The sequence below is a fragment of the Streptomyces sp. NPDC091292 genome, from assembly GCF_044757265.1.
Lineage (GTDB): Bacteria > Actinomycetota > Actinomycetes > Streptomycetales > Streptomycetaceae > Streptomyces.
Window position 1 is genome coordinate 16,659 of sequence record NZ_JBIVUQ010000015.1, and the last position, 24,467, is coordinate 41,125.

A 24,467-nucleotide genomic window follows, 5' to 3' on the forward strand; every position below is an offset into this window, starting at 1 on the left:
GCACCCGACCGACGAGCTGCCCCACCCCTTCGCATGAGGTCAGAGGTCACCGAAGTCGGGCAGGACAAGTGCCGAGTGGGCCGGGCGGGGCTCCGCCACGGGCATGGCGGTGAGCTTGCGCAGCCGCTCGTTGCGCTGCTCCAGCGCCTGTTGCGTGGTGGGGAACAGGGTGGCGCCACCCTCGCCGACCAGGTTCTGGTTCAGGGTCACGAAATCGCGTGTGGCGCGTTCGTAGGCGGCGAAACCCGCCGCGTGGTCCCGCCCGACCAGAGAGCCCGCGAGCATGTAGGAGCCGACGAGAGCGAGACTGGTGCCCTGTCCGGTGAGGAATGAGGGCGCGTACGCGGCGTCGCCCAGAACGGCGACCCTGCCGTTGGACCATAGCGGCATGTGAATCTGGCCGACCGTGTCGAAGAAGATGTCGTCCGATGCGCGCAGGGCCTTCAGGATGCCCGGGATCTCCCATCCGGCGTCGGCGAAGGTGCTGACGAGTAGTTTCCGCTGGGACTCCGGGTTGCCGAAGATGTCGGGCGGCAGTTCCGATGGGGCGAAGTTCAGGAAGGCGTGCACTTCGTCGTCGTCTCCCACCGCGTAGACGGCGGCGGCCCTGCCCGGGGAGTTCCACATCACGGTTTCGTGGGAGAGCCCCAGGGTGTTGCGCATGGTGAAAATGGCGAAGCAATAGCCGAGATCGCGGTGGAACCGGTCCTCGGGTCCGAACACCATCTCGCGGGTGCGCGAGTGCATGCCGTCCGCACCGAACACCAAGTCGAACGTGCGGCTGCCGCCGCTCTGGAAGACGACCTCAACCCCGTCCTCGGAGGTGTGGAGGGTGTCGATGGAGTCGTTGAACAGGAACTCCACATCGTCCCGGACCGCCGTGTACAGAGCGTCCGTCAGATCCCCCCGCCGTACCTCCAGGTCTCGTCCGGCGACTCCTCCGGTGACGGCGTGCGGGTGCAGGGAGGTGACCTCGTCGCCGTTCTCTTCGAGGAAGGTGATCCGGCGGAGGTCGATGTGCGCGTCCCGCAGGCGCGGCAGAATCCCCATCTTTTCGACGACATGGAGTGCCGTGCCGCGTACGTCGATCGGATAGCCCCCGCTGCGAATGGCGGCGGCTTTCTCCACGACCGTGACCGCGTATCCGTAGCGGTTGAGCCAGAAGGCCAGGGCGGGGCCGGCGATGCTGGCCCCGGAGATCAGGACCCTGCCTCGGGGCGCGGTGCGGCTGCCGGTCGGCTGCTCGGTGCGGGTCATGACGTGACTCCTTTGCGCAGGGTGCGGGTGACGATCAGAGCCAGCGACGTGATGACGCCGGCGATGAGGAATCCGGTGACATAGGCCGACTCGGCCGCGATCTTCGAGCCGGAAGGCGTCGCGGCGGTCAGGAAGGCGCCGCCGAGCTGGCCGCCCACGGCGAAGCCGAGCACCCGGCTCACCAGGATCAGACTGGTGGCGATGCCGGTGTCGCCCTTGTCGACGGCGGTGGCGGTGCTGGTCATCATGGCCGTGACGCACAGGCCGTTGGCCAGTGCGATCAGTGCCTTCCCCACGACCAGGTGCCAGACCTCGCTGTGCACGAGTGCCATGGCGACGAGGGAGCCGGCCATCAGGATGACGCCGAAGTTCACGACGGCGCGCGAGCCGAAGCGCCGGTCCCCGATCCCGCCGAGCGGCCCTGCCAGCGTCGCGACGATGGCGCCTGGGAGCAGGAGGAGGCCGATCTCGGTGGCGCTGGCTCCGAATCCGTATCCTTCACCGCGCTCGTCGAGCAGCTGCGGAACCAGGAAGACGGCTGTCGAGGTGCCCATGCAGATGATGAAGGTGAGTACGCACGCCTTCCAGATCGCGGGGCGTGCCAGCATCTTCAAATCGATCATCGGCGAGGCCGCGCGCCGCTCCACGGAGACCCAGCTGATGACGAAGACGGCAAGGATCACGACGAGGACGAGGAGCGCGAGTGGCTGGGAGCCCACCTCGGGGGCGAGCGCGAGGAGGAGCATGAGCGTGATCAGGGTCCCGCTCAAGAGCAGGAGGCCGGGCCAGTCGATCCCCGCGTCGCGACCGACGCCAGGAGGATCGCCGGGCATCAGCTTGTTCACGAGCAGGGTAGCTGCCACGACCGCGAGTGTCGGAAGGGCGAACATCCAGTGCCGTGAGAGCTGTTCCGCCACAGGCCCGGCCGACAGCATGCCGACCATCCCGCCTCCGACGAAGAGTCCGCTGACCACGCCGATGGCGACCTTTGAATCGCCTGCGGGAAGATGTTTGCGCACCACGATGAAGGACAGTGGTAGGGCACCCACCATCGCCCCTTGTAATACCTGCCCGAGCAGCAGCACGGGGAGGTTCGGTGCCAGGGCGGACACCGTGCCGCCGACCGAGACCACCGCCATCAGCCGTATCAGGACCTTCTTCCCGCCGTAGCGATCGCCGAACTTGCCGGCCAACGGGGTGATGAGCGCGCCAGTGATGAGGAGCACGATGCTGAGCAGCGCCCCTTCGGACTGGCTCATGCCCAGTTCGCGTTCGAGGAGCGGAATGGTCGGTGACACGACCGACTCCAGCGCGCCGGTGGACAGCGCCAGGAGGCCGAGCGCCCCGACAGCGGCCTTTCCGACCGTGGGTGAGGGAGCCAAACTTGTCGTCATGAGTGTCCTTGCCTTCCTTGCCGAGTGAGCGTGCGAGTGGTCACCGCGCGTGATGGGCGGTGTGGTGTGCGGCCAGGACATCGCCGCCGAAGTCGGTCTCCGGGTCTCGCCATACCGCGTGGGCGTGGTTGGCGCCGCGGTGGATGTTGGTCCACTCGATGAGCAGCCCCGGACCCTGGAGCCGGTAGTAGTGCGACTCGCCTGCCGTGGTCGAGCCGGCCCAGGCGAGGTGTACGTCGTGCAGCGCCGCTGGGTCGGCGTAGCGGTGCATCGGGGAAACCTCCTCGGGGACGCGGTTGAGGTAGCCGGCAAGCAGGGAACGCAGCAACTCCTTCTGGTGCGGGTCGAGATCCGAGCCCGGCACGCCCTTCGGGGGGAGAGCCAGGGCGAGCGCCCGGCGGTCCGCGCCGTCGAAGCCGGTGACGGGATGGTCGGCACGGTCGGGCGTGTGTGTGCCGGGACGCCACAGCTCGCGGCGCCTGACCACGCGCTCGCCGATCCGGGGGCTGTTGCCCGTCACGATGTCGTTCGGGGCGCGGGACAGGAGCAGGGCCCGCGCGGCGGCTTCGGGACGCAGGGAACGGACCAGTTCGCGGGCCAGGTCCTCGGCCGTCCCGAGCGGGCGCAGCGTCGCACCGCCCAGCAGGGGTGAGGCGGCGGGGTCGGCGCCCAGGAAGCAGGGGGTGGTGGAGACGACGTGTCCGTCCACGACAAGGTTGTTGAGCGAGACGTGGTGACCGCCGAACCGCCATCCCCACGGCCGTGACCCGCCGGGCTCGCCGAAGACCCGCAGGTAGTACATGCCGGGGTCGCGGGTCCGCTCTCTCCCCCAGTTCACCGAGAAATCCTCGAAGTGATCGAGTACGTTCTCCAGGCCCAGTACGGTGGCGACGGTGACGTACCCGGCTTCGGACAGTCCGCTTGCGATCAGCCGCATGGCCAACCGGTGCTGCGCGGGGCGCTGCTGGTGGAAGGTCAGGCCGCCGTGGTCGGTGGGCGTGTAGAACCAGCGGGTGCGTTCGGCCTCGGCCTCGCTGTCGGCGCCCGGTGAAGGTCCGGCCGCGGTCTTGCGCTGGTCCGCGTCCAGACAGTCCAGCCAGGCTCGGGCCGCCCCGGCCATCCGGCCGGCGACCTGTCGGCGGCCTTCGGCTGTGCCCCCGGCGCCGTGGTGACCTGACGGGCCGGGGGAGGCGTCGCCGCTCATGCCGGGTCCACCTGGAGGAACTCGCGTGCCCACGGGGCGATCGTGTCCGCGAACTCCACGGCGATCCCGTGGCGCCCGCCTTCGACAGCACGCAGTTCGGCGTTCGGTATCCGCTGCTCCATCAGGACGGCCCCGGCGAAGGGCGCCAGCCGGTCCTGCGTGCCGTGCACGATCAACGTGGGTGCGGTGATCTCGCCGAGGCTGTCGCGGACCTCGTGCTGCCGGGCGGCGTAGTGGCGGCGGGCGCTCTGCTCGGAAGTGCGGCGGGTGAGCGTCCGGGCCGGCCGGGCTCCTTGCTCGGCCTGGCCCCTCGGGGTGAAGAAGAAGTCGGCGGCTCGGAGCTGCCGGTCTTCGTGGGACATCTCCAGGAACTCGTTCACCGCCTCGCTGCCCATCGCGAAGCTCGGCGTGGTGGCGATCAGGATGAGGGAGCTGACCCGTTCGGGGTGGAGAAGTGCGACGTGCTGCGCGAGCGCGCCGCCGAAGGAGGTGCCCAGCAGGTGCGCGCGCTCCAGCCCCAGCGCGTCCAACAGGGCAGCGAGGTCATCGGCCAGGTCCCTCAGCGTGTAGGGGGTCGGCGGGTTGATGGTGATCCCTGAATCACGCTGGTCGTAGGAGATTAAGCGAATCTTCTCGCCGAGTGGCCCGCGGAGCGTGGCGAACTGGGTGCGGTCGCTCTCCCCGCCGTGGACGAGCACGAGCGGCACACCGTCACCTGTATCGATCAGGCCGACCTCAAGATCCTGCGCCCGTATGGTCACGGCAGCCGCAGTGTTACTTACCCACGCCTTGTGAGTGGTCATATGCCCTCCTCGCCAGAAGACGAATGTTTATTATTTGATACGTGACTATCATTTCTTAGGTAGCACTGAATGCGCGCCATCGACAGCGCGGTGCTTTACGGCAGCGGGTTCAGAATGAGGGTGGTGCTGTGCGCCCGTCGTCGTACCCGGGAGCCAATGTGGAGGTGATACCGGGGTAGGGGGTGGGGGTGGGGGAGGAGCGTCAGCTCGCCCGCATCCACCCGCGCAACGCGCCGCAGTACGCCTCGGTCAGTCGGGCGACGACCTCGCGGCGGGAAAGACCCGCTTCCCGCAGGAGGTCCTGGATCTCGCGCGGGTCGAAGAGCATGTTGCTGAGGAACAAGGCGTGTTCCAGCATCCCGGCGGACAGTCCGATGTCGTCGAGCAGCCCCCGCACGGGTTCGCTCCAGGCACCCCGCTGAGCGGCGATGATCTCGTCTTCGCTGTGCAGCCGCTCCAAGAAGCCCCGCCGGGAGCGAAGCTGCACCAACGCCGGGCCGTGTGCGGCGAGGAGGTCCACCCACTTGTCCACGACGGCGTCGAACAGGGGCCGTCCCTCCGCGGTCGAGGCGCCGCTGAAGGCCCGCAGCTCCTCCACGACACTGAGCACGTAGGCCGCCAGCACGTCGTCCATCGAGGGGTAGTAGCGATAGGCGGTGGCCGGGCCGATCTCCGCGCGGGACGCGATCGCCTGCATCGTGAGCTGGTCCGGCGCCTCCCGGGCGAGTTCACCGACGGCTTCGAGGAGGCGTCGGTGGTTGCGTCGGGTGTCGCTGCGTGGCTTGCGTCCGGTGCGGGGAGCAGCCTGCTGATCGGTCACGGGCCTCCTCCACTCGTAGCACCGCGGACTCGGGGTGGCCCGGGTGGAACCGCCCTCCCGCCGACGCTCCCACGGGCGGTGCGCCCCCTCCTCGCCACAGCATCTCACGGCCTCGCCTCGTCGAAGTAGCGGACGAGACGTGCGAGTCCGAGGCGCAGCGCGTCCTCGGAGGCCGCGAACGAGATCCGCAGGTGTCCCTCGCCCGAGGGTCCGTACTCGGCGCCGGCGCGCACGATCACCCCCCGGTCGGCGAGTTCGCCGGCGACCGTCTCGGAGGGCAGGCCGATGTCGTAGCGCAGGAACGCGTAGAAGGCCCCCTCCGGTGCGGTCAGGTGCAGGCCAGGCACATCGGACAGCAGCGCGATCACCATCTCGCGCCGTTGCCGGTACTTCTCGGCCATGGCCTCGACGGCGCTGTCCGGCAGGTCGAGTGCGGCAAGGGCGGCGTACTGAACCGCCGTGTTCAACGAGCCGTTGCAGGTCCGGTGTATGTGCGCCGCCGCGTCCACCGCGGCACGCGGCCCGGCGAGGTATCCCACGCGCCACCCCGTCATCGCGTACGTCTTGGAGAACGTCTGGACGTACACCGTCCGGTCGCGGAGCGACTCGACCTCCAGCGCCGAGGTCAGTTCGTTCCCGGGGTGGACGAGCCGGTGGTACGCCTCGTCACTGACGACCAGGGCGTCGGAACCGTCGAGGAGCTTGCCCAGGGCCTCCAGCTCGCTTCTCCGGTGCACGATGCCAGTCGGGTTCGACGGGTTCGAGAAGATCATCATGGTGGCACCGGGAAGAGCCTCGGCCAGCGCGTCGAGATCCCAGTGCAGGTCCGGAGCGAGCGGGACGAAGTCGACGGTGCCGCCCGCCAGGGTGACCAGGTCGGCGTAGAGCGAGTAGGCCGGGCCCGGGATGACGACACGGTCGCCCGTGCCGACCATGGCGAACACGATCGCGGCCAGCCCCGCGGTGGCGCCGTGGGTGACCAGGACGTCGTCCGCGCTCCACGTCCGGCCGGGGCGATCCGGCAGCCCCGCCGCGAGCGCGGTGCGCAGTTCCGGCAGCCCCTTCTGGTCCGCGTAGTGGGTGCGGCCTTCGCGCAGAGCGTCCACGGCGGCCCTGATCACCGTCGGCGGTGTCGGGAAGTCCGGCTCCCCCATGGCCAGCGAGACCGTACCCGGCGGCGCCGGGGCGAGAGCCGGGCGCCGCGAGAGCCGGCGCAGTTTCCGGACCCGGAAGGCGGGTTGCCTGCGGGTCACCGATCCGCCGCCCCGTCGTCGGGGCGCGACGCACGGATACGCCCGCGCAGCGCGTCTTCCTTCTTGCCGATCCCGCCGACCGCAGCCACGGCCTCGGCCACCCGTCTGCGCGGGACCACGACGACGCCGTCGGCGTCACCGACGAGCACGTCACCCGCGGCCACGACCATGCCGCCGACAGCCACCGGAACTCCGACGGAGCCCGGCCCGTCCTTGAAGGGGCCGGCCGGGGTGATCGCCCGCGCGTAGACAGTCAAACCCATCTCGGACAGTGCCTGAACGTCGCGGACGGCACCGTCGACCACCGCGCCGGTGACCCCGGTTTTCACCATGATCTCGGCGATGAGGTCACCGACCAGCGCCCGGGTCGTGTCCCCGTGTCCGTTGACGACCAGGACATCGCCCGGCCGGGCTTCGTCGAGCGCGCGGTGAACGGCGAGGTTGTCGCCCGAGCGCACGTCGACCGTGAGGGCGTTGCCCAGAAGGGTGGCCCGCTCGGTCATCAGCCGGATGCCGCCGTCCATGACCGTCATCCGTCCGAGTGCGTCGCCGACGTGAGCGGCCGGAACCTCCCCCAGAAGGCGGGTCTCCGCCGCCGCCGCGCGGTCCCAGCTCGGAACGACGGATACGGCGTCCGCCTTCGCAGCAATGAACACTCTAGACCACTTTCTTAATTGAGAAAGCATTCTCACATTTTAGCGTCTGGACCGTCCAGCCACAACGACTCGGGCCGACGGTCACGCAGCAGGCGAGTGTGAGGAAGGCTCCGTGGAGGGCGTCGACCCGCTGGACGAGCACCCGAGGAAGGAGAACCGGCACTCGACCGACGGCCGGCGGCACCCCTCTCAGGGGCGCGGGGAACTGCGCAACCGGTCCACGAGGGCGTACGTCAGCATTTCCAGGGGCGCGGGGAACTGCGCAAAAAACCACGACGGACCCGCACCCGAACGACTACAGGCGCACCCCATAAGGGGCGCGGGGAACTGCGCAACCGGTCCACGAGGGCGTACGTCAGCATTTCCAGGGGCGCGGGGAACTGCGCAAAAAACCACGACGGACCCGCACCCGAACGACTACAGGCGCACCCCATAAGGGGCGCGGGGAACTGCGCAAAACGGGTCAGCCGCCGCCGGCACGAAGCATCGCCGCGACCAACGGCCCCGCCGACTCCCCCCCATGCCCACCCTCAAGAACCACCGCAGCCGAAGCCACATCCCCCCGCCAAGCCGTGAACCACCCATTCGGCTTCTTCTGCCCATCCACCTCGGCGGAGCCGGTCTTCCCCCCGATGTCCGACCCGAGCCCCGCCATCGCCTTGGCAGCCGTACCCGAAGTCGCCGTATACCGAAGAAGTTCCCGCAACTGCGACTGAGCCGAACCGCTGAGCACGCGGGACGCCTTCGCCAGGGTCCGGTCGTCCACGTCGGGCGGTACGAGATACGGCTGACGGAAGACCCCCGTCTTGGCGGTGGCGACGATCGACGCGACGTTCAGCGGATTCATCCGCACCCCGCCCTGCCCGATCAGCGAGGCCGCCTTGGACGCGTCCTTCTGCACGGGGACGGAGCCGTCGAACGTCGAGACACCGACGGCCCAGTTGTCCCGGCCCAGCCCGAAGACCTCCTGCGCCTGCTTGGTCAGCGCGTCGTCGCTCAGCTCCTTGGCCTGCGTGATGAAGGCGGTGTTGCAGGACGCGGCGAAACTCGCGCGGAAGGTGCCGTCCTTGATCTGGAACTTCTCCAGGTTCTGGAACTTCCAGCCGCCGTAGGAGGCGTACTTGGGGCACGGGTGCGGCTTGTCGATGGAGGCGAGATCCTTCTCCAGGAGCAGCGACGCGGAGACGATCTTCATCGTGGAGCCGGGGGCGAGGGAGCCCTGGAAGGCGGTGTTGAAGCCGCCGGCGTTGGAGTTGGCGACGGCGAGGATCTCACCGGTGCTCGGTTTGAGGACGACGACCGAGGCGCGTTCGCGGGCCCGTACCTGCTGTTCGGCGGTGGCCTGCGCGGTGGGGCTCAGCGTCGTCTTGACCGTGCCGGGCGTGCCCTTGGAGAGGGTGACGAGCGTCTTGTCGGCGGCCTTGGTGTCCGGGTCGCTCTTCGCGGAGGCGTCCGTACCCTTGTCCTTGCTCGCGGCGGAGTCCGCGCGGACCAACCGCAGTTCGACCCCCGCCTTGCCGCCCGCCGTCTTGCCGTACTTCTCGCGCAGCCCGTCCAGGACGCCCGCGAGCGACGGGAACTCGGCCGGGGTCAGTTCGCCGCCCGCCCGGTCCAGGGCCTTGATCGGCGGCGTACCGGACGCGCCCGTGACGAGCCGGTCGCCGTCGCCCAGGTCGGGGTGGACGACGGAGGGCGCCCAGCCGACCAGGACCTCACCGTCGGACGCGCGGCGGACGACCGTCAGTTCGGAGGCGTAGGCGAGCGGTTTCGTCTTTCCGCCGTACGACACGGTCGCCTTGACCGAGAACGGCATCTTCGCGCCCGCGCGGGTGCCGGGCGTGAGCGTGACGGCACTGATCCGGGCGTCCTTGCGGTACCCGGTGAGCGCCTTCGTCGCGGCGGCCGGGTCGTCGGTGAGCGCGGCGGCCCTCGCGGCGTTCCCGGCGCCCCACGCGGTGAGGAACCCCTCGGCCACCGTGCGGACTTCGGCCGCGGTCGGCGGGCCCTTCGGCACCGGTTTGGCGTCCCCCACCGCGTCGGCGTGCGTCCCCCCGCCGTACAGCGTGTACGCGGCGATGGCGCCTCCGCCCACGAGCACCGCTACGGCCCCGCCCACCAGGGCGGGGTGCGTTCTGCGGCGCGCGGCGCGCCTTCTCTTCCCCACAAGTCCTCCGCTGTCTCCCCGGGCCGTGGTCCCGACCCGGCCGACCTGCCCGGCCCGCCGCCTCGGCCCGTCACCTCACCCTAGGGCGCCCCGCGCCCCACCCCCGTCACTCATCACCCCAACGGCCGCCACGGCCCCAGGGTGCCCGTCAGCCCGAAGTCCGCAGCACAGCCGCGACTATCGGCCCCGCCGCATCACCACCGTGACCACCCTCCTGGGTCATCGCCGCGGCGGCCATGTCACCCCGGTATCCCGCGAACCAACTGTTCGACTTGGCCTGCCCGTCGACCTCGGCGGAGCCCGTCTTCGCGCCGATGTCGCCGCCGAGCCCGGCCATCGCGGGCGCGCCGGTCCCGATCGTGGCGGTGTTGCGCATCATCTGCCGCAACTGCGCGACCGTGTTCGGCTTGAGGCCGTCCGCGGTGGCGAACTCCCGGTCGTCCAGGGACTTCGCCACGAGGTAGGGCTGCCGGAAGGCGCCGGTCATCGCGGTCGCCGTCACCGACGCCATGTTCAGGGGGCTCATCTGGACCTGGCCCTGGCCGATCGCGTTGGCCGCGCGATCGGGCCCGGCGGACGGGGGGACGATGCCGTCGAAGGAGGCGATCCCGGTGGCCCAGTTGTCGCGCCCGAGGCCGAACCGGTCCTCGGCCTCCCGGGTCAGCGACTCGTCGGTCAGCGGCTTCTCGTCGATGAGCTTGATGAACGCCGTGTTGCAGGACCGCTGGAAGCTGTTGGCCAGGGTGGCGCCCTCGTTGGCGGGCATGCCCTTGATGTTGCGGAAGGTCTGGCTCTCCCACACCGCCGTGTCCGGGCAGGGCGCGGGCCCGGCCGCCGTGGCCACACCGTTGTCGATGAGCATGGCCGCCGTGATGATCTTCATCGTGGAGCCGGGCGCCAACTGCCCCTGGAACGCCGCGTTGAACGCGTCCTCGCGATGGTTGGCGACAGCCAGGACCTCACCCGTGCTCGGCTTGACGGCCACCACGCTGGACTCGTCGTACTCCTTCACGGCCTTCTCGGCCGCCGCCTGCACGCCCGCGCTCAGTGTGGTGCGGAGCTTGCCCGGCTTGCCCTTGGTGAGGGTCAGCAGCGAGGTGTCCGCGGCCTCCTCGTTCGCGTGCCGTACGGCGAGTTCGACTCCGGGCGTGCCGCCGGCCGTGGCGCCGTACTTCTTGCGCAGTTGGTCCAGGACCGTGCCGAGCGAGGGGTACTTCTCCTTCGTCAGGACGGTGCCGTCCCGGTCGACGGCCTCGACGTCGGGCGCCGCCGCCGTGCCGGTGACGAGGGAGTCGCCCTTCTTCAGGTCCGGGTGCAGCACGGAAGGCGCCCAGTAGACCAGCGCCTTGCCCGTGGTGAGCCCGCGGACGACCTTGAGTTCGGACGCGTACGACAGGGACTTCTTCGCGCCCTTGTACGCGACGGTCGCCTTGACCGTGTACGGGACGGTGGCGCCGCGCGCGGTGCCGGGGGTGATCCGGACGCCGGTGATGTGCGCGTCGTCCCGGTAGCCGGTGAGGGCGGGGCCGGCGGCGTTGGCGTTGTCCGTGGCGTCGGCGGCGGCCGTGGGGTCGCCCTTCTCCCAGGCGGTGAAGAACGCCTTGGTGACCGCGCTGACTTCGTCGGCCGTCGGCGGTCCGGTCCGCTTCGGCGCCTCGTCCGATGCCGACGAGTCCCCGGCCACTCCGTCCACGAAGTAGTACGCGCCGTACCCCGCGCCCGCCACCATCACCGCGAACACCCCGCCCACCAAGGCGACTTTCGCTCCGTTGCGCACTTGGCGCCCCTCCCCGTGTGCGTCGTCTTGAACGCGTTCAAAGATGTGCTCGGAGTCACCCTACGGGGACGGAGGGCAAGACGGGACGCCTGTTATCCGACCGGAACAGAACCGTTCCAGATCCCGTGTCAGACCCACGTATCGAGCCACATCCGCGACCGCCAACTCTCGATCGGAATGGGCTGACCTGTGTAAATGGGCCAGAAATAGATGAAGTTCCAGGCGATGAGGAGGACCAGGACGCCCGCCCCCGCCGCGCCGACCGTGCGCCGGCGCTCCGTCGAACCCGGTGGTCCGAGGATCGCGCCGAGCATCATCGCCACCGCCAGACACAGGAACGGCACGAAGACGACCGCGTAGAAGAAGAAGATCGTCCGCTCCTGGTACAGGAACCAGGGCAGATATCCGGCCACGATCGCGCAGAGGATCGCGCCCGCCCGCCAGTCCCGCCGGAACAGCCAGCGCCACAGCACGTACAGGATCGCGAAGCAGGCCGCCCACCACAGCACCGGCGTGCCGAGCGCCAGCACCTCGCGCGCGCACTTGTCTGTCGTAGCCGCCGGGCAGCCGTCCGCGCCGGGCGCCGGCGACTCGTAGAAGTACGACACCGGGCGGCCCAGGACGATCCAGCTCCACGGGTTCGACTGGTACGCGTGCGGGGAGCTGAGCCCCACATGGAACTGGTACACCTCGTACTCGTAGTGCCACAGGCTGCGCACCCAGTCCGGCAGCCACGTGAAGTCGCCGCCCTTGCCCGTGGTCGCCGCCCAGTCGCGGAAGTAGCCGCCCTTGCCGTTGTCCGGCGAGAGGATCCACCCGGTCCACGACGCCAGATACGTCGCGAGGGCGACCGGCACCGTTGACACGAACGCCGGCAGGACGTCCCGCTTCAGCACCGCCACATACGGCCGCCGCGCCCCCGCGATCCGGCGCGCGCCCACGTCCCACACCACCGACATCAGCGCGAACGCCGCCAGGACGTACAGGCCGTTCCACTTCGTCGCGAACGCCAGGCCCATGCACAGCCCGGCCACGAGCCGCCAGGGCCGCCAGCCGTGCCGCAGCGAATCGGCCACCGAGGGATCGGGGTGCGGGCGCCCGTCGGCCCCCACCGGCAGCGCGGCGGCGAGCCGGGCCCGCGCCTTGTCCCGGTCGACCACGAGAGCGCCGAAGGCCGCCAGGACGAAGAACATCAGCACCTGGTCGAGCAGCGCGGTCCGGCTCATCACGAAGTGCAGCCCGTCCACGGCGAGCAGCGCGCCCGCGAGACAGCCGAGCAGCGTCGACCGGAACAGCCGCCGCCCGATCCGGCACAGCATCAGCACCGACAGGGTGCCGAGCACCGCCGCCATGAACCGCCAGCCGAACGGGTCGAACCCGAACATCCATTCGCCGAGCCCGATGACGTACTTGCCGACCGGCGGATGCACCACGTACGCCGGATCGGTCGGCAGCGCCACGCCGCTGCCCTGCTGGAGCACCAGGTCGTTCGCGTCCTTGGGCCAGTTGACCTCGTAGCCCCGGTGGATGAGCGCCCACGCGTCCTTCGCGTAGTACGTCTCGTCGAATATCACGGCCTTCGGGCTGCCGAGATTCCAGAACCGCATGACGCCCGCGACCAGCGTGACCGCCAGCGGCCCCAGCCACGCCGACCAGCGCACCAGGAGCGCGCCGAACTCGTCGCGCAGCCCGAGCACCGCCCACACCCGGGGGCTCGGCGCGGTGTACGGGGGCACCAGATGGGCCCGCACATCGCCGCGCGGCGGCGCCGCGTAACCGAAGCGGCGCAGCCGCGACTGCCACGTGTGTGGCCGTTCTGCGGGGGCCTGGCCCTGCCGGGTGTCCGTGGAGGACGCGGTACTCGTCACCGCGCCATCGTAGGGAACCCTTCTGTGGGCGTGCGGTGCCCGCCCCCACCCGGCCGCCGACCGGCCCCCGGGAGCCCTGCGAGACTGGGCCCGTGACTGCGACATCCGGAACCCTTGTCCTGGCCGGCACCCCCATCGGCGATCTCGCCGACGCCCCGCCCCGGCTCGCCACCGAACTGGCGTCCGCCGATGTCGTCGCCGCCGAGGACACCCGCCGGCTGCACCGCCTGACGCAGGCGCTCGGCGTACGGCCCGCCGGGCGCGTCGTGTCCTACTTCGAGGGCAACGAGACCGCCCGCACCCCCGAACTCGTCGAGGCCCTGGCGGGCGGCGCGCGGGTCCTCCTGGTGACCGACGCGGGCATGCCGTCCGTGTCCGACCCGGGCTACCGGCTGGTCGCCGCCGCCGTCGAGCGCGACATCCGCGTCACCGCCGTACCGGGCCCGTCCGCCGTGCTGACCGCGCTCGCGCTGTCCGGGCTGCCCGTGGACCGGTTCTGCTTCGAGGGCTTCCCGCCGCGCAAGGCGGGCGAGCGCCTTTCCCGGCTGAAGGAGGTCGCGGGGGAGCGCAGGACCCTCGTCTACTTCGAGGCCCCGCACCGCCTGGACGACACCCTCGCCGCGATGGCCGAGGCGTTCGGACCCGACCGCCGCGCCGCCGTGTGCCGCGAGCTGACGAAGACGTACGAGGAGGTCAAGCGGGGCCCGCTCGGCGAGCTGGCCGCCTGGGCCGCCGAGGGCGTACGCGGCGAGATCACCGTCGTCGTGGAGGGCGCTCCCGAGCCGTCGCCCGGGGATCTGGACGCCGGTGAGCTGGTGCGCAGGGTGCGGGTGCGCGAGGAGGCGGGGGAGCGGCGCAAGGAGGCGATCGCCGCCGTGGCGGCCGGTGCGGGGCTACCCAAGCGTGCGGTCTTCGACGCGGTGGTGGCGGCAAAGAACGCGGCTCAGGGCGCCCCATCCGAGGGCAAAGGACTAACCTGAAAAGCAAAGCGGAGGCCGCGCGCCAGGCCCGTTCGGCATGGAAATGCCAAATCGGATCCAACAGTCGACAGGTCTGATGCGCTCGCTCCCCCAGGGGCGTCCACTGGTTGAAGGGACGCACCCGTCCCACGCCGTGGGGCGCGTTACTCGGTGCCCGGCGGCGCTTGTCCAGCGGACAACAGGAGCTGGCATGACTGAGATCGCAGGGACCGGCCACCACACCGCGGCGACCGCAACCGTCCATGAGTCGTACTCGTTCGCCTGCATGCGATGCGGGCACGGCTGGGAGCAGTCGTACGAGATAGAGCACCACCGCGACGCCGAGGGTCACGAGTACGTCGTGTACGTGGCGAACGGGCAGGCCGTCCCGTCGCCGCTGAGCCGTCCCACGTGCCAGAACTGCGGTGGACACGTCGTCCGCATCATGCGGGCGGGCCAGGTGTCCTCCGTGCAGAACCTGATGCGGCACCCGCGCCCGGCACCGCGCGCCCACGCCGCCGACGACGCCTCCGACTCCGGCCCGGGTGACGGCTCGGACGGCGACGGCACGGCGCCGCCCGTACGCAAGCCGCATCACCACTGGCACTTCTCGGATCTCCTGCACCCCTTCGGCCACCACGGCCGCAAGGTCGTGGCGCCCGGCCCGGGGGCCGACGGCTCGCAGCCGTCGGCCGACAAGATCGCGTAACCGGGTCTCCGGGACGACGAAGGGCCCGTCGGACGGCGACGGGCCCTTCGTACCACCGGACGGGCCCTTCGGGACAAGGGACGGGCCCTCCGTACCGTCGGACGGGCCCTTCGTACCATCGGGGGCATGTCCTCGAAAGCCGCACCCCCGCCGCCCCCGCCCCTCGCGGTGCCGGTGGCGGACTCGCACACCCATCTCGACATGCAGTCCACGACCGTGGCCGAAGCGCTCGCGCTGGCCGCGTCCGTCGGCGTGACCACGGTCGTCCAGGTCGGCTGCGACCTGAACGGCTCCCGCTGGGCCGCCGACACCGCCGCCGCGCACGCCTCCGTGCACGCCACGGTCGCCCTGCACCCCAACGAGGCGCCCCGGATCGTGCACGGCGACCCCGACGGCTGGTCCCGGCAGGGCGCCCGCACCCCCGGCGGCGACCGGGCCCTGGACGACGCGCTCGCCGAGATCGACCGGCTCGCCGCGCTGCCGCAGGTCAAGGGCGTCGGCGAGACCGGCCTCGACTACTTCCGTACCGGCCCGGAGGGCAAGGCGGCGCAGGAGCGCTCCTTCCGCGCGCACATCGAGATCGCCAAACGGCACGGCAAGGCCCTCGTCATCCACGACCGCGACGCCCACGACGACGTCCTGCGCATCCTCAAGGAGGAGGGCGCCCCCGAGCGCACCGTCTTCCACTGCTACTCCGGCGACGCCGCCATGGCCGAGGTGTGCGCGCGCCACGGCTACTTCATGTCCTTCGCCGGCAATGTCACCTTCAAGAACGCCCAGCCCCTGCGGGACGCCCTCGCGGTGGCGCCCCTGGACCTCGTCCTGGTCGAGACGGACGCGCCTTTCCTGACCCCGGCGCCGTACCGCGGACGGCCCAACGCGCCGTATCTCATTCCGGTCACGCTGCGGGCCATGGCGGCGGTGAAGGGCGTCGACGAGTCGGTCCTGGCCACGGCGATCGCGGCGAACACGGCACGGGCGTTCGGTTACTGACCACGCCGTGTAGTCGCGTCGCTTTGGAGAGTGACGAAGCCTCGGCTAGGTTCTGTCCGCCCGAGACGGACCCCTGGGCGGACCCCTGGAGCAGGTGTGACCAGAGCGCGGTACGAGACGAATGAGGCGTACGAGGTATACGGGGTGGCGCAGGTGCCGGCGCCCCGGGCCGGCGGGCGGGCCGAGGCGCGGCGGGCGGCCAGGCGGCGGGCCTCCGCACAGCGCCCCGACACGTTTCGCCGCCTGCTCCCGCAGGCCCTCGTCGTCGCGTTCCTCGCGGGCGGCACCACCGCCTTCGTCGCCCACGACAAGGCGGTCCGGCTGACCGTGGACGGCACGCCCCGCACCCTGCACACCTTCGCCGACGACGTCACCGGACTCCTCGCAGCCGAGGGCGTCGAGATCGGCCCGCACGACCTCGTGGCGCCCGCCCCCGGCGCGGCCCTCGCCAACGGCGACGAGGTCGCCGTCCGCTACGGCCGTCCCGTACGCCTCACCCTCGACGGGCAGCGCCGCGAGGTGTGGACGACGGCGGCCACGGTCGAAGGCGCGCTCCAGCAGCTCGGCGTCCGCGCCGAGGGCGCCCACCTGTCCACCTCCCGCTCCCGCCGCATCGACCGCACGGGCCTCGCCCTCGACATCCGTACGGAACGGACCGTGACGGTGATGGCCGACGGCCGGCAGCGGACCATCCGCACCAACGCGGCGACGGTCGGCGAGGCGGTCGACGAGGCCGGGGTCGCGCTGCACGGCCAGGACACCACGTCCGTACCGGCGGACAGCTTCCCGCGCGACGGCCAGACCGTCACCGTGCTGAGGATCAAGGGCAGCCGGGAGGTACGAGACGAGCCGATCCCGTACGCCGTGTCCCGTACCCGGGATCCGGCGCTGTTCCAGGGGACGGAGGTCGTGGAGCGGCCGGGGCGGCCGGGGACGCGACGGGTCACGTACGCGCTGCGCACGGTCAACGGCGTACGGGACCGCCCCCGTCGGATCGGCACCGAGGTCGTACGGGCGCCGGAGTCGGAGGTGGTGAAGGTAGGCACGAAGCCGTTGCCGACGGGGGCGGACGGTTTGAACTGGGCCGCACTGGCGGCGTGCGAGTCGGGTGGGCGGCCCGGGGCGGTGGATGCCTCCGGCACATATGGCGGCCTGTACCAGTTCGACACCCGCACCTGGCAGAGCTTGGGCGGCAAGGGCCGCCCCCAGGACGCGAGCGCGGCAGAACAGACGTACAGAGCGAAGAAGCTGTACGTGAGCAGGGGGGCGGCACCTTGGCCGCATTGCGGGGCCCGATTGCACAGCTGAGGGAGGGACCGGCGCCCAATCCTTGCTCGCACCCGCTGTGGGCAGGCGTCCCGCACGGCGGGACGGGTGGGCACAGCCCGACGACTACAGGACTGTGGCTCCGAGGGCAGGCGAGACGGTGGTGCGGGCGGCACGGCAAGTGCCGGATGCCGTGAGGGCGGCGGCCACCGATTCCGCGGACGCCGCATCCCGCGCCAGAAAGGCGGTGGTGGGCCCAGAGCCAGACACCAACGAGGCCAGCGCCCCGGCCCCCGTACCCACCGCAAGAGTCTCCGCAAGCGCCGGATACAAAGACACCGCAGCCGCCTGAAGATCATTCGCGAGGTTCGCCGCCAACGCCCCGACGTCCCCCTTCCGCAGAGCGCCAAGCAGCGCACCGGACGCCTCCGGCTCAGGCACTGCGCTGCCCTCGTGCAGCCGGTCGAACTCCCGGTACACGGCAGGCGTCGAAAGCCCCCCGTCAGCGAGCGCGAACACCCAGTGAAAGGTCCCGCCGACCTCCAGCGGCTGAAGCTTTTCCCCCCGCCCCGTACCGAGCGCCGCCCCACCGACCAGCGCGAAGGGCACATCGCTGCCCAACTCGGCGCAGAGTTCGAGGAGTTCGGTGCGCGAGGCCCCCGTACCCCAGAGGGCATCGCACGCGACCAGCGCGCCCGCCGCGTCCGCGCTGCCGCCCGCCATGCCGCCGGCCACGGGGATGTCCTTGGCGATATGGATGTGGACGTCGGCGGGCCTGCCGTACCGGGCGGCCAGGAGTTCGGCGGCGCGGGCCGCGAGGTTCGTGCGGTCCAGGGGGACCTGGTCCGCGCCGGGCCCCGCGCAGGTGATGCGGAGGGCGTCGGCCGGGGTGACCGTGACCTCGTCGTGGAGGCCGACGGCGAGGAAGACGTTGGCGAGGTCGTGGAAGCCGTCGGGCCGGGCGGCACCGACGGCGAGCTGGACGTTGACCTTGGCCGGGACCCGTACCGTGACGCTCACGCCGTCGCCTCCTTGTGCTCCGCGATCCGGGCGAACTCCTCGACGGTCAGTGCCTCGCCCCGCGCCTGCGGGGACACCCCGGCGGCGACGAGGGCGGCCTCGGCGGCCGGAGCGGACCCGGCCCAGCCGGCGAGGGCGGCGCGCAGCGTCTTGCGGCGCTGGGCGAAGGCCGCGTCGACGACGGCGAAGACTTCTTGGCGGGACGCGGTGGTGTGGGGCGGCGCGGGGCGCCGCACCAGGGACACAAGACCGCTGTCGACGTTGGGCGCGGGCCAGAAGACGTTGCGGCCGATGGCGCCGGCGCGCTTGACGTCGGCGTACCAGGTGGCTTTCACGGAGGGGACTCCGTACACCTTGGAGCCGGGCGGGGCGGCAAGGCGGTCGGCGACCTCGGCCTGGACCATCACGAGGGTGCGCTCGATGGTCGGGAAGGTCTCCAGCATGTGGAGGAGCACGGGGACGGCGACGTTGTACGGGAGGTTCGCGACGAGTGCCGTGGGGGGCGGGCCGGGGAGTTCCGTGACGCGCATCGCGTCGCTGTGGACCAGCGCGAAACGGTCGGCCCGGTGCGGGAGGCGGGCGGCGACGGTGGCCGGGAGGGCCGCGGCGAGGGTGTCGTCGATCTCGACGGCCGTGACGCGGGCGGCGGACTCCAGAAGGGCGAGCGTGAGGGAGCCGAGGCCGGGGCCGACCTCCACGACGGTGTCGTCCGGGCGGACGTCCGCGGTGCGGACGATGCGGCGGACGGTGTTGGCGTCGATGACGAAGTTCTGACCACGCTGCTTGGTGGGGCGGACGCCGAGCGCATCCGCGAGATCACGGATGTCGGCGGGCCCCAGAAGGGGCCCTGGCCCCGGATCGCTACTACTCACGCCTGAAGCCTAGCCGCCACCGTCCCGTGCGACGGTCGCCGTCCCGCCCATGGCCGGGGGGACTCAGTAGTCGGTCGGTATCTCGGCGGCGTGGGGGATTTCCGCGAGTCCCGAAACGCCTCCGGAGGCGCAGTGTACTGACGCTCCGTCGACTCCCTAGAGTTGCAGCCCAGGCCAGATCGAGGGAGGGCAGAGGATGGACGCGGAGATGACCCTCTTAGCGGGCACAGCCGGGACAACGATCGCGACGCTGCTGGCGACCGACGCATGGACCGGCATGCGAAACGGAGTAGTCGCGCTCTGGCGACGTGTCCGGCCGGACCACGGGGAGCACGTCGCTGCGCAGCTCGACGCGGAGCGGCAGGACCTCCTGGACGCGCGGGCCGCCGGTGACGAGGAGACCGAGCGGGAGATCGCGGCGGAGTGGGGAGGCCGCATCCGCCGTCTCCTCGTCACCCACCCCGAGCTGGCGGCGGAACTGCGCTCCCTGCTGGCGGAACTCGCCCCCAATACATTCACCACCGCGACCGTCACCCAACGCGCGACCGCTTCTGGCAGCTCACGCGTCTACCAGGCCGGCCGCGACCTGAACGTCGACGAGCGGTGACCGGCCGCAACGACGGCCGGGCCACCGATCAGGGGCGCGTCTACCAGGCATCAGGCGACCAGCACATCGTCGAGCACCACCATCACGGCGCCGCCTGGACCGGCCCGGACTCGGTGCGGCGTCCGCCCATCGGCCGGGCACCGGCCATTCTCCGGGATCGCCATGAACTCGTCGGGCGTCTGAAGGAGGCGGTGACCGAGGACGCCGGCAACACCGTGTTCGTCCTGCACGGCCTGGGAGGATGCGGCAAGACGGCTGTGGCCTGCGCACTCTTCGACCACGCCACTCGGGAACGCGGACGCCTGGGCCTGTGGGTCAACGCTTCCGATCAGGCATCCCTGCGGGCCGGGATGCTCGCGGTGGCCGCCGACCGCGGCGCCGGGGACGGCGAGCTGATGGCCGCGCGTAACGGCCTGCGCGCGGCTGCGGACTTGGTCTGGGACCATCTCGACCGGTCCGACCTGCCATGGCTGCTGGTGTTGGACAACGCCGACGACCCCGCGGTGCTGCGGGACGGTGGGTGGCTACGCACCAGCCCGCGCGGAACCGTCCTCGTGACCACACGGCAGGCCGCCGGCCACTGGTGGCCCGCCGCCGAGCTGCTTTATGTAGGTGTCCTGCCGCGTCAGGAGGCGGCCCAGGTCCTGCGCGATCTGGCCCCCGGAACGGGTTCCGCCGCCGACGCGGCCGCCATTGCCGACCGCCTCGGCCGACTGCCGCTCGCCCTGACTCTTGCCGGCGGGTTCCTGGCCCACCAGGTGATCGCTCCCTGGACGATGGAGGAGTACGGGCGTCGTCTGCAGGAGCGTTCGGATCCCATCGAGCTGATCGACCAAGGCGCCACCGACACGAGCAACGATTCACGTCACCTGGTGAGCGGCACGTGGCAACTCTCACTGAACTCCTTGGTCGGGCAGAACCTGCCCGAGGCCGTCACCCTGCTCCGTCTGCTGGCCTGCTGGTCGAACGATCTGCTGCCCCTGTCGCTGCTGGCCGACTCCCGGCTCGACCTGCCGCTGCCCGCCGACCGGATGGAACTGGCGCTTCGGGGATTGCTCGACCACTCGCTCACCGAACTCGTTCCCGGCGACATCCGCTGCCTGCGCACGCATGGGGTGCTTCTCGACAGCGTCGCGCGCGTCACCCCGGCCGGTGAACGCGACCAACTCGCCACCGCGGCGGCCGGACTTCTGCTGCGTTGCCTACCCGAGTCGCCGGAACGCGGGCTGCGCGACAGCCGACTCACCGTCCTCGCCCCTCATGTCCTGGCGTTGCTTCGCCGCGTGATCACCTGGCCCGAGATCGCGGTCGGTACCGTCGAGTCCGCGGCGACCTGCGCCCTGCTTCTGGTGACGGCCCAGCATCGTTCAGGCGACTACGCCTCTGCGCTGGCCGCGGCCGAACAGGCGACGGATCTCGTGCGCCGGCGACTGGGCAACGATCACGTCCTGGTGCTGCGTCTGCGGCAGCGGATCGGGAAAGCGACCGATCGACTGGGACGCCTCGATGAGGCAGCGAATCTCCACCGCGTGCTGCTCGACGACCTCGAACGGGTCTGCGGTCCCGAGGCGCCGGTCACCCTGACCACCTGCCTCCACCTGTCCCGCCCGCTGACCTGGCTCGACCGGCCCGCGGAAGCGGTGCAGTTGATGCACCGGGCGGCGGCCGGGCGAGCCGCGCTACTGGGCCCTTGGCACCCGCTGACGCTGGAGGCGAGGGCGTGCCTGCTCGAACTGCCTCCCGGACCGGAACTGGACCGCGAGGCACCGGCGGGACCGGACCTGGTCACGGACTGCCACCGTGAGCTGGGGGCCGACCACCCGATCACGCTGTCGGCCGAACTCAACTGCGCGGGAGCGCTGTTCAACACCGGACAGCACTCCGAAGCACTGCTGTCGGCACGCCGTGCACTGGCAGCACACGAACACCGCTTCGGAACGGACTACCCCATCACGCTGGCGGCACGAAGCCTGCTCAGCAGCGTCCTGCACACGGTCGGCGAGTACCGGGAAGCAGTCGAACAGGCGGCGATCGTCAGGGAGTGGCGCGAGCGTGTACTCGGCCCGGAGCACCCGTGGACGACGGTGATCAGAGACAAGCTCTCGCGGTACCGGCGTTCCCTGGCCGAGGCAACGCCATCCGACCCGACCTGATAGCCGGCGGTTCGGCATCCGTTCAGGATTCGGAGTCCGCCACCGGTACGGACTCCGTGATCCACACGGGCCCGTCCGCGCACATCACCTTGATGCCGTCCGCCTGCTGCAACGATGTGCGCATGACCCGCAGCCGGCGGTCAGCCACCGTGGCAACCGGACCGGATCTTCCCGAACTGCCGAACCTGATGGCGCGCACCTGGTTGTGGATCTCTTCCCTGGCGGCGCCCCAGTCGATCCGCGAGAACTCGGGTTCCATCCACCCTGCGTACGTGGCGGACTCCTCCTCCTGCGGCGTACCAGGGGAACCGGTGACGACCCGCGAGAGCGCGAGAGGCAGAAGCCGCTCGATGTATCGGTCGACTTCTTCCCACAACAACCGGGGGACGACATCGTCGCCCAACGCGATCCCCGACTCCTGAGCCAGGATCCCACCGGAGTCGAATTCGCTCTCCATCCAGTGGATGCTGACACCGGTTTCCTTGTCGCCGTTCCTGATCGCCCAATTGATCGGAATGGGACCTCGGTATTTCGGCAGCATGGATGTGTGCACATTGATCGCGCCCAGATGTGTCGACTGAAGAATTGCCGACGAAAGCTTCCACGGGAATCCGTAGCAGACGATGAGATCGGCCCGATACCCATCGACGATGTGCGGCAACATGTTCTTGCGGCCAGGGATCAGCAGGTCCATCCCGTCCGGCAGCGCATCGACGATCTCGCCCACGACATCACCCGCACCGCTGCGCGTTGGCCCGCCCGGCCGCAGTGATCGCGCATGCAGATAGGCGACGGGCATGTGCCCGGCCTGCTCGCAGACTCTGTGCAGGAGAGCGAACCCTTGCGTAGAGTATGAAATCAGGATAATCCGCATGTGTTGCCTTTATGTGGTGATTGGTGTTCGGCACGACATCTCAGACCTGCTCCTCGGTCACGTTCGGCGGAGGCAACCGGGCGACGTGACCGCTGAAGAAGTCGTCCAACGGCTCACCGGACCGATGCATCTCCTGGATCGCCTGCCGACACCGAGAGATGTCATGCGGGTCGTCGAAGCGGATGCCGCCGGCGAGTTTTCCTTCGTCGTCATAGAGCACCTCGTACATCACCGAGGAACCGAGGATGACGATCTCCGGAAGCGTGTGCTGTTCTTCGTGCGCGCGGATTGCGTCCCCGCTGAGGACTCTCGTGTCCTCTCCGTACTGGGCCTTCAGGTGCAGCAGATGGAGTTCCCACTGGAGGTAGGGGGAGATGGGCTCCTCCACGCAGCGAACACGGTGGAGGGCGAATCCGCATCCGGCGATTCGCCGGAAGTACTCCTCGTAATGACCCCGCCGTCCCTCGATCAGCGCCAGGGACTCGTCCCAGTGCCCGCGACGGAACGCTTCCCAGCTTTCCACCCCGGGCTCCCGGAAGTTTTGCTGACGTTCGAGCTTCCAGAACCCCTCCGGGCCGGAGTGCCAGAAATAGCGGTCGAAATCCTCCGCGTAGTCGTCCAGTCCGAGACGCCGACCGGGGCCGTCGGCCTGTGGGCTACGCATCAGGGATGTCCGCCTTCGCCGCAGCGGCAGTCCTGCGGGGGATCACGACGATCCGCTCGTCCGGGGCGACGGAAAGTCCCGGGGGAAGGCGCGTCAGGTAGGAATCGGTGAGGTCACGGCCCACGACGGCGATGTCACCGTTCTCCAGCTCCCAGATGTCCGGGCACCCCTGTTCACCGCCCGTGGTACCGAGTTCTGCGGGAGGTTTTCCCAGGCGGCGTACCAGCGGTGAAGAGGGATCAGCTTCCCAGCCCCGGGTCATCACGAGTCCTCCATTCGATACCTCCGAAAGTAACCGAAATCACACCTGACGCAAGATCGGGTAGCGACTTCCAGCCATGCGAAGGCAGCGCCTCGCAACCCTTCATCGGCCGGACGGCCGTGTGGTTCACGGCGAAGCTGCCCGACACCGAGAGTCCCTGGACGGAGTTGAGCGGAAACCTCGCCTCGTCGGGCCGGATCCCCGACTCGACGCCACCTCAGCAGTCATCGGCGACCTCGCTACGGCCCTCGACGAGGTGACGGTGCCCGCTTGCTCGGCAGCGCCACCGGCATGGTTGGCCTCGTCCGGCGGCACGCGCGCCGGAGACAGCCACGGAGAGGGCGGGTTCGTCAGAACACCGGGAGGGCGTAGTGCCCGGCCGGAGGAGATGTGGTGCACGGTTCTTGACAGTGCTACGTGTGGAGCCGGAAGAAGACCTTGCCCCGGTGGGGCTCCGCACCGTACGCCTTGTAGAAGGCGAGCGCGGCGGGGTTGTCCTCGTCGGCGGTCCACTCCACGCGCGAGCAGCCCGCCGCCGTGGCCTCGTCCTGGAGCCGGGCCATCAGAGCGCGGGCAACGCCCTTCCGGCGGGCGCCGTCGCGTACGTACAACTCCTTCAGGTACAGGGAGGATTCGGCTCCGGCCGCCGGCCACAGCAGCGAGTAGGACGCGAGACCGAGGACCGCACCGCCTTCGCGGGCCAGAAGCAGGGTGGCCGCGGGCCGCTCGCCGAACAGGGCGGCGCGGATCTGATCCCGGTCCCCGGGGATGTTCTCGCCTCCGTAGTACGCCTCGATTTCGCCGAGGATGACGGAGATGACCGCCGTGTCCGCCGGGGTGGCCCGGTCGATCGTCACCATTCGCCATCCCTCTTCCGCAGACAGTGCCAGCA

Annotated in this window: 22 protein-coding genes; 6 read left to right on the forward strand and 16 right to left on the reverse strand. The window is 70.4% G+C overall.

Annotated features, from left to right (window positions below):
* Positions 1-39: 39 nt before the first annotated feature.
* The 10 genes from ACIQNU_RS31395 to ACIQNU_RS31440 form a co-directional block, all read right to left on the reverse strand.
* Positions 40-1,257, reverse strand: coding sequence for an FAD-dependent monooxygenase (locus ACIQNU_RS31395; RefSeq protein WP_401372890.1), 1,218 nt, complete (start codon positions 1,255-1,257; stop codon positions 40-42).
* Positions 1,254-2,651: an MFS transporter gene (locus tag ACIQNU_RS31400; RefSeq protein WP_401372891.1), complete on the reverse strand. Its 1,398-nt coding sequence runs from the start codon at positions 2,649-2,651 to the stop codon at positions 1,254-1,256. The genes ACIQNU_RS31395 and ACIQNU_RS31400 overlap by 4 nt, the downstream gene beginning before the upstream one ends.
* 40 nt (positions 2,652-2,691) lie before the next feature.
* Complete coding sequence (locus ACIQNU_RS31405; protein ID WP_401373139.1) at positions 2,692-3,771, reverse strand: DUF3500 domain-containing protein; 1,080 nt, start codon at positions 3,769-3,771, stop codon at positions 2,692-2,694.
* Between the two features lie 80 nt (positions 3,772-3,851).
* Complete coding sequence (locus ACIQNU_RS31410; RefSeq protein ID WP_401372893.1) at positions 3,852-4,658, reverse strand: alpha/beta fold hydrolase; 807 nt, start codon at positions 4,656-4,658, stop codon at positions 3,852-3,854.
* Positions 4,659-4,860: 202 nt separating this feature from the next.
* Positions 4,861-5,478: a TetR/AcrR family transcriptional regulator gene (locus tag ACIQNU_RS31415; protein WP_401372895.1), complete on the reverse strand. Its 618-nt coding sequence runs from the start codon at positions 5,476-5,478 to the stop codon at positions 4,861-4,863.
* A 104-nt stretch (positions 5,479-5,582) separates the two neighbouring features.
* Complete coding sequence (locus ACIQNU_RS31420) at positions 5,583-6,731, reverse strand: pyridoxal phosphate-dependent aminotransferase (RefSeq protein WP_401372896.1); 1,149 nt, start codon at positions 6,729-6,731, stop codon at positions 5,583-5,585.
* Positions 6,728-7,417, reverse strand: a complete 690-nt coding sequence (locus ACIQNU_RS31425; protein WP_401372898.1) for an RraA family protein — start codon at positions 7,415-7,417, stop codon at positions 6,728-6,730. The genes ACIQNU_RS31420 and ACIQNU_RS31425 overlap by 4 nt, the downstream gene beginning before the upstream one ends.
* A gap of 433 nt (positions 7,418-7,850) precedes the next feature.
* Positions 7,851-9,551: a penicillin-binding transpeptidase domain-containing protein gene (locus ACIQNU_RS31430; protein WP_401372900.1), complete on the reverse strand. Its 1,701-nt coding sequence runs from the start codon at positions 9,549-9,551 to the stop codon at positions 7,851-7,853.
* 148 nt (positions 9,552-9,699) lie between these two features.
* A complete protein-coding gene (locus tag ACIQNU_RS31435) occupies positions 9,700-11,328 on the reverse strand; it encodes a penicillin-binding transpeptidase domain-containing protein (RefSeq protein WP_401372901.1) in 1,629 nt (542 codons plus the stop codon).
* A gap of 128 nt (positions 11,329-11,456) precedes the next feature.
* Positions 11,457-13,196 carry a dolichyl-phosphate-mannose--protein mannosyltransferase gene (locus ACIQNU_RS31440; protein WP_401372903.1) on the reverse strand — a complete coding sequence of 580 codons (1,740 nt, stop codon included), beginning with the start codon at positions 13,194-13,196 and terminating at the stop codon, positions 11,457-11,459.
* A 92-nt stretch (positions 13,197-13,288) separates the two neighbouring features.
* On the opposite strand from ACIQNU_RS31440, the gene rsmI reads away from it, so the two are divergent.
* The 4 genes from rsmI to ACIQNU_RS31460 all read left to right on the forward strand — a co-directional run bounded on the left by rsmI (position 13,289) and on the right by ACIQNU_RS31460 (position 17,165).
* Positions 13,289-14,176, forward strand: coding sequence for a 16S rRNA (cytidine(1402)-2'-O)-methyltransferase (rsmI, locus tag ACIQNU_RS31445; RefSeq protein ID WP_401372905.1), 888 nt, complete (start codon positions 13,289-13,291; stop codon positions 14,174-14,176).
* A gap of 190 nt (positions 14,177-14,366) precedes the next feature.
* Positions 14,367-14,864 (forward strand): hypothetical protein, encoded by a 498-nt coding sequence (locus ACIQNU_RS31450; RefSeq protein ID WP_401372906.1) that lies wholly within the window; start codon positions 14,367-14,369, stop codon positions 14,862-14,864.
* Positions 14,865-14,990: 126 nt separating this feature from the next.
* On the forward strand, positions 14,991-15,857 hold the full coding sequence (locus ACIQNU_RS31455; RefSeq protein WP_401372908.1) for a TatD family hydrolase: 867 nt from the start codon (positions 14,991-14,993) through the stop codon (positions 15,855-15,857).
* A 144-nt stretch (positions 15,858-16,001) separates the two neighbouring features.
* Positions 16,002-17,165, forward strand: coding sequence for a ubiquitin-like domain-containing protein (locus ACIQNU_RS31460; protein WP_401373141.1), 1,164 nt, complete (start codon positions 16,002-16,004; stop codon positions 17,163-17,165).
* An 84-nt stretch (positions 17,166-17,249) separates the two neighbouring features.
* Here ACIQNU_RS31460 and ACIQNU_RS31465 read toward each other — a convergent pair whose 3' ends face one another.
* Together ACIQNU_RS31465 and rsmA are read right to left on the reverse strand one after the other, a co-directional pair.
* Positions 17,250-18,143, reverse strand: a complete 894-nt coding sequence (locus ACIQNU_RS31465; protein WP_401372910.1) for a 4-(cytidine 5'-diphospho)-2-C-methyl-D-erythritol kinase — start codon at positions 18,141-18,143, stop codon at positions 17,250-17,252.
* Positions 18,140-19,015 (reverse strand): 16S rRNA (adenine(1518)-N(6)/adenine(1519)-N(6))-dimethyltransferase RsmA, encoded by an 876-nt coding sequence (rsmA, locus tag ACIQNU_RS31470; RefSeq protein ID WP_401372912.1) that lies wholly within the window; start codon positions 19,013-19,015, stop codon positions 18,140-18,142. Before rsmA ends, ACIQNU_RS31465 begins: the two co-directional genes overlap by 4 nt.
* A gap of 196 nt (positions 19,016-19,211) precedes the next feature.
* Between rsmA and ACIQNU_RS31475 the strand changes: the two genes are divergently transcribed.
* Together ACIQNU_RS31475 and ACIQNU_RS31480 are read left to right on the forward strand one after the other, a co-directional pair.
* Positions 19,212-19,622 (forward strand): hypothetical protein, encoded by a 411-nt coding sequence (locus ACIQNU_RS31475; RefSeq protein WP_401372914.1) that lies wholly within the window; start codon positions 19,212-19,214, stop codon positions 19,620-19,622.
* The gene (locus ACIQNU_RS31480) at positions 19,619-21,775 is read left to right on the forward strand and encodes a tetratricopeptide repeat protein (RefSeq protein WP_401372916.1); all 2,157 of its coding nucleotides are present in this window, start codon (positions 19,619-19,621) and stop codon (positions 21,773-21,775) included. Before ACIQNU_RS31475 ends, ACIQNU_RS31480 begins: the two co-directional genes overlap by 4 nt.
* Before the next feature lie 22 nt (positions 21,776-21,797).
* Here the strand turns inward: ACIQNU_RS31480 and ACIQNU_RS31485 are convergent, their stop codons facing one another.
* From ACIQNU_RS31485 to ACIQNU_RS31500, 4 genes are all read right to left on the reverse strand, one after another.
* Positions 21,798-22,649: a methionyl-tRNA formyltransferase gene (locus tag ACIQNU_RS31485; RefSeq protein ID WP_401372918.1), complete on the reverse strand. Its 852-nt coding sequence runs from the start codon at positions 22,647-22,649 to the stop codon at positions 21,798-21,800.
* Between the two features lie 40 nt (positions 22,650-22,689).
* On the reverse strand, positions 22,690-23,313 hold the full coding sequence (locus ACIQNU_RS31490; RefSeq protein WP_401372920.1) for a DUF6879 family protein: 624 nt from the start codon (positions 23,311-23,313) through the stop codon (positions 22,690-22,692).
* Positions 23,306-23,575: a hypothetical protein gene (locus ACIQNU_RS31495; RefSeq protein ID WP_401372922.1), complete on the reverse strand. Its 270-nt coding sequence runs from the start codon at positions 23,573-23,575 to the stop codon at positions 23,306-23,308. The genes ACIQNU_RS31490 and ACIQNU_RS31495 overlap by 8 nt, the downstream gene beginning before the upstream one ends.
* Before the next feature lie 413 nt (positions 23,576-23,988).
* A complete protein-coding gene (locus tag ACIQNU_RS31500) occupies positions 23,989-24,435 on the reverse strand; it encodes a GNAT family N-acetyltransferase (RefSeq protein ID WP_401372924.1) in 447 nt (148 codons plus the stop codon).
* Positions 24,436-24,467 lie beyond the last annotated feature (32 nt).

What these genes read in the sequence shown, in the direction of transcription:
- ACIQNU_RS31395 (WP_401372890.1), bottom strand. Translation starts at nt 1,257, where the DNA reads ATGACCCGCACCGAGCAGCCGACCGGCAGCCGCACCGCGCCCCGAGGC.
- ACIQNU_RS31400 (WP_401372891.1), bottom strand. Translation starts at nt 2,651, where the DNA reads ATGACGACAAGTTTGGCTCCCTCACCCACGGTCGGAAAGGCCGCTGTC.
- ACIQNU_RS31405 (WP_401373139.1), bottom strand. Translation starts at nt 3,771, where the DNA reads ATGGCCGGGGCGGCCCGAGCCTGGCTGGACTGTCTGGACGCGGACCAG.
- ACIQNU_RS31410 (WP_401372893.1), bottom strand. Translation starts at nt 4,658, where the DNA reads ATGACCACTCACAAGGCGTGGGTAAGTAACACTGCGGCTGCCGTGACC.
- ACIQNU_RS31425 (WP_401372898.1), bottom strand. Translation starts at nt 7,417, where the DNA reads ATGCTTTCTCAATTAAGAAAGTGGTCTAGAGTGTTCATTGCTGCGAAG.
- ACIQNU_RS31450 (WP_401372906.1), top strand. Translation starts at nt 14,367, where the DNA reads ATGACTGAGATCGCAGGGACCGGCCACCACACCGCGGCGACCGCAACC.
- ACIQNU_RS31455 (WP_401372908.1), top strand. Translation starts at nt 14,991, where the DNA reads ATGTCCTCGAAAGCCGCACCCCCGCCGCCCCCGCCCCTCGCGGTGCCG.
- ACIQNU_RS31475 (WP_401372914.1), top strand. Translation starts at nt 19,212, where the DNA reads ATGGACGCGGAGATGACCCTCTTAGCGGGCACAGCCGGGACAACGATC.
- ACIQNU_RS31485 (WP_401372918.1), bottom strand. Translation starts at nt 22,649, where the DNA reads ATGCGGATTATCCTGATTTCATACTCTACGCAAGGGTTCGCTCTCCTG.
- ACIQNU_RS31490 (WP_401372920.1), bottom strand. Translation starts at nt 23,313, where the DNA reads ATGCGTAGCCCACAGGCCGACGGCCCCGGTCGGCGTCTCGGACTGGAC.
- ACIQNU_RS31495 (WP_401372922.1), bottom strand. Translation starts at nt 23,575, where the DNA reads ATGACCCGGGGCTGGGAAGCTGATCCCTCTTCACCGCTGGTACGCCGC.
- ACIQNU_RS31500 (WP_401372924.1), bottom strand. Translation starts at nt 24,435, where the DNA reads ATGGTGACGATCGACCGGGCCACCCCGGCGGACACGGCGGTCATCTCC.